Below are 4,269 nucleotides of genomic sequence, written 5' to 3'. Positions count from 1 at the left end.
ACAGAGAATCAATCATATGTAAAATAATGGTTAATTATTAGAATGATGATTTGTTAGAGTGAGACAACCTATTTTGAGTATGAGGAAAAGCATTGTGTTTAGAGGCCGTTTTGCCGATATCGACCTAAAAGGTGACGTCTTTGGTGGCGTCACGACCGCGATTATTTCACTGCCACTTGCCTTGGCTTTTGGTGTGGCGTCTGGTGCGGGGGCAGAAGCAGGGCTTTGGGGAGCAATATTGGTGGGGCTGTTTGCTGCCTTGTTTGGTGGTTCATCTACATTAATTTCTGAACCTACAGGGCCAATGACGGTCATTATGACGGCCATTTTAACCAGCATGGTGGCGCGTTACCCTGAAACGGGGCTTGCAGTTAGCTTCACGGTTGTCATGATGGCAGGCGCTTTTCAGATTGTACTTGGCACTTTAAAACTCGGGAAATACATCACCTTAATGCCCTATAGCGTGATCTCTGGCTTTATGTCAGGAATTGGGGTGATTTTGATTATCCTGCAGTTGTCACCGCTGCTTGGTCAGGCGGCTCCCGCTGGGGGAGTGATGGGAACGTTAACCGCGTTGCCCGAGATCATTAGCCAGATGAAGTTCAGTGAGCTCTTTCTTGGTTTGTTAACCTTAGGCATTTTATTTTTTCTCCCGGCTCAATATCGCAAACAAGTGCCCGTTCAGTTGATTGCGTTAGTTGGGGTGACGCTTATTTCAGTACTGTTATTTGATAGCGATGAGATCCGCCGTATTGGTGTGATACCCGCAGGCTTACCCTCTTTTGTTATCCCAACCTTTAATGCCGAGATGTTCACCACCATGGTGATTGACGCTTTAGTACTCGGTACGCTTGGCTGCATTGATACGTTGCTCACCGCGGTAATTGGCGATTCTCTAACGCGTAAAGAGCATGATTCCGATAAAGAACTGCGAGGGCAAGGGCTCGCCAATATGATAGCAGGGCTATTTGGGGCGTTGCCGGGTGCTGGCGCAACCATGGGTACGGTGACCAATATTCAGGTCGGCGCGCGTTCTCCTCTGTCGGGTGTAGTTCGTGCTTTAGTATTAGCCTTAGTGGTGTTGGTGGCGGGAGGCTTAACCGAACCGATTCCAATGGCGGTATTGGCAGGGATTGCGGTGTATGTTGGTTTCAATATTCTTGATTGGAGCTTTATCCAACGCGCGCATAAAGTGAGTGTGCAGGGGATGGCCATCATGTATGGCGTGATGCTGTTAACTGTCTTTGTCGATTTGATTGTTGCGGTTGGTTTGGGCGTTTTTATCTCAAATATTTTGATCATAGAACGCTTGAGCCGCGAGCAAGCTCGCCAAGTGAAAGCCATTAGTGATGCTGATGAAAACGATGTGCCATTGACTGACAGCGAACGAGCTTTATTGGATCAAGCCAATGGTAAGGTGCTGTTTTTTTATCTCTCAGGGCCGATGATTTTTAGTGTATCTAAAGCGATCGCTCGCCAGCATAATCACATTAGTGACTATGAAGCGATGATTTTAGATCTTACTGATGTACCTATGATTGATGTGACGGTTGGGCTTGCTTTAGAAAACGCGATTAATGATGCCTTAGATGCCCACTGCGCGGTCTACTTACTTTGCCCAAATGTGCACACCAAACAGCAACTGGAAAAGTTTCATATTTTGGATTTGGTGCCAACCGAGCAGACTTTTTCGTTTCGTTATGAAGCGCTCAATGCTGCGGTTAAGCAGGTAGCCCAAAATCGTTAAGCGTTAAGGTTGTGCAAGAATGAATTACGCAGATCGCTGGATCTGCGTTTTTTTATTTTATCAATTTCTAATATTGGGTTGAAAAACGCGAGCCTTAGCAGCACATTGGATAGGTTAACATCACAAAGAGTGATCCGTGGAATGTACGCATTAGAAATAGAACAATTACGAAAAACTTACGCTGGTGGGTTTGAGGCCCTAAAAGGGGTGAGTTTACAGGTTGAAAAAGGCGATTTTTACGCACTGCTTGGGCCCAATGGAGCCGGGAAATCAACCACCATTGGCATTATCTCTTCGCTGGTCAATAAAACCTCTGGCACCGTTAAAGTGTTTGGTTTTGATATTGATAAAGATCTTGAGCTTGCCAAACAACACATTGGTTTAGTGCCGCAGGAGTTCAACTTCAACCAGTTTGAAACGGTTGAGCAAATAGTGCTGCAGCAAGCTGGGTATTACGGCGTGACGAAAGCGTTAGCGAAAGAGAGGGCAGAGAAGTACCTCTCAAAACTCGATTTGTGGGAAAAACGTAAAGAGCGAGCACGTAATCTTTCTGGTGGTATGAAACGCCGTTTGATGATTGCTCGAGCCTTAATGCATGAGCCTAAGTTGTTGATTTTAGATGAACCCACCGCCGGGGTGGATATTGAACTGCGCCGTTCGATGTGGGAGTTCTTAACCGAAATTAACGCGCAAGGGATCACCATTATCTTAACTACGCACTATTTAGAAGAAGCGGAGATGCTGTGCCGCAATATCGGCATTATTAACCGAGGTGAGCTTATTGAAAATACCTCGATGAAGGATTTACTGGCCAAATTACAGCTCGAAACCTTTATTTTAGATATCGCAGAGAATTCTCCGCCAGCGCCACAACTCAGTGGTGTGATCTCGCAGACCATGCTCAACGGTTCGTTACAAATTGAGTTGGAGAAAACGAAAGGGCTAAATTCAGTCTTTTCACAGTTAACAGAACAGGGAATTACGGTGCTTTCGATGCGCAACAAAGCGAACCGCCTTGAAGAGCTGTTTGTCAGCATTGTTCAACAGCAAAGCCGAGGATAATCATGATGTATCGTTTATATTGGACGGCTTTTTGCAGTTTACTGACTAAAGAAATTAACCGTTTTACGCGTATTTGGGTGCAAACCTTAGTACCGCCAGCCATCACCATGACGCTCTATTTCATTATTTTTGGCAACCTAATTGGTTCGCGTATTGGCCAGATGAACGGCTTTAGCTATATGGAATATATTGTCCCGGGCTTAATCATGATGTCGGTGATCACTAACTCATACTCGAACGTCGCCTCTTCTTTCTTTAGTGCGAAGTTTCAGAAAAACATCGAAGAGTTGTTAGTTGCACCTGTACCTAACTACGTCATTATCGCCGGATTTGTGATGGGCGGGGTAGTGCGTGGCTTGCTGGTGGGTACGATAGTGACCCTTGTGTCGCTGTTCTTTGTTGATCTCAAGGTCGATCATTGGGGGATTATTGCGGCGACGGTTTTTCTCACCTCTGTTGTGTTCGCTTTAGGCGGCATGATTAACGCCATTTTTGCTAAAACCTTTGATGACATTTCGATTATTCCTACCTTTGTATTGACCCCATTAACCTACTTGGGTGGGGTATTTTATTCGATCAGCCTATTGCCTGACTTTTGGCAAGCGGTATCGAAAATCAACCCAATCGTCTACATGGTTAATGCCTTCCGTTACGGTTTTCTTGGTGTGTCGGATGTGGGAATTGTTACCTCGTTCAGTGTGCTTGGTATTTTTGTAGTGGCCCTGTATGGGGTTGCGCATTATCTGGTTTCGCGTGGTATTGGGTTAAGGACTTAATAGAGCCTCCCCCTTTTAGGGGGAGGCTAGGAGCTGTCTCTTATACACAAATCCCCAAGCCTCTGCTTGGGGATTTTTTTGAACTAATTTTATGTTTCATGATCTGATCATCTAAGCAATAACAAGGATGATTAGAATGACTTATATAGAACCAACCCTCTGGGCACAAAAGCAATTTGGTCAAGCTCACCTCAATGACCCAAGACGTACTCAAAGACTCGTTGCCCTAGCAGCCTCTTTGGCCGAGCAACCTGGCGTACCGGTCTCGAAACTCATCATCTCCCCTGCAGATATGGAAGGGGCTTACCGCTTTATCCGTAATGAGCAAATCAAAGCAGAAGATATCGCTGAAGCGGGCTTTTATGTCACAGCGCAAGAGGCTTTAGAACAACAAACACTTCTTGCATTAGAAGATACGACTTCTCTAAGCTACTCCCATCGCAGCATACAAGATGAACTTGGACACTCCAATCAAGGCAATCGAAATCGAGCTATGTTCATACACTCGACCTTACTTTTTGCTCCCGAAACTCAAGTGGTTGTTGGCTTAATTGAACAACAACGCTGGACTCGAGATATTGAAAAGCGTGGACAAGGACACCAGTACGCCACTCGACCATACAAAGAGAAAGAAAGCTATAAATGGGAGCAAGCTTCTCGCCATGTCGCAGAGCGACTTGGCGA

The 4,269-nt window shown here is 45.5% G+C and carries 4 protein-coding genes; all 4 read left to right on the top strand.

Going from position 1 to position 4,269, the window contains the following annotated elements:
• Positions 1–79 precede the first annotated feature (79 nt).
• Positions 80–1,747, top strand: a complete 1,668-nt coding sequence (locus tag B9J87_RS04380; RefSeq protein WP_094124037.1) for a SulP family inorganic anion transporter — start codon at positions 80–82, stop codon at positions 1,745–1,747.
• A gap of 141 nt (positions 1,748–1,888) precedes the next feature.
• Entirely contained in the window at positions 1,889–2,809 is a 921-nt protein-coding gene (locus B9J87_RS04375; RefSeq protein ID WP_026027559.1) for an ABC transporter ATP-binding protein, read from the top strand.
• Positions 2,810–2,814: 5 nt separating this feature from the next.
• A complete protein-coding gene (locus B9J87_RS04370) occupies positions 2,815–3,585 on the top strand; it encodes an ABC transporter permease (protein ID WP_010319547.1) in 771 nt (256 codons plus the stop codon).
• Positions 3,586–3,721: 136 nt separating this feature from the next.
• A partial coding sequence (locus B9J87_RS04365) for an IS4 family transposase (RefSeq protein ID WP_141201536.1) occupies positions 3,722–4,269 on the top strand: 548 nt, incomplete at its 3' end.

Origin of the sequence: Vibrio sp. V19_P1S1T109, assembly GCF_002241375.1 — a bacterium.
In the GTDB taxonomy this organism is placed as follows: Bacteria; Pseudomonadota; Gammaproteobacteria; order Enterobacterales; family Vibrionaceae; genus Vibrio; species Vibrio anguillarum.
This window is presented reverse-complemented; position numbering and strand designations above follow the sequence as displayed.

What these genes read in the sequence shown, in the direction of transcription:
- B9J87_RS04370 (WP_010319547.1), top strand. Translation starts at nt 2,815, where the DNA reads ATGTATCGTTTATATTGGACGGCTTTTTGCAGTTTACTGACTAAAGAA.
- B9J87_RS04380 (WP_094124037.1), top strand. Translation starts at nt 80, where the DNA reads ATGAGGAAAAGCATTGTGTTTAGAGGCCGTTTTGCCGATATCGACCTA.
- B9J87_RS04375 (WP_026027559.1), top strand. Translation starts at nt 1,889, where the DNA reads ATGTACGCATTAGAAATAGAACAATTACGAAAAACTTACGCTGGTGGG.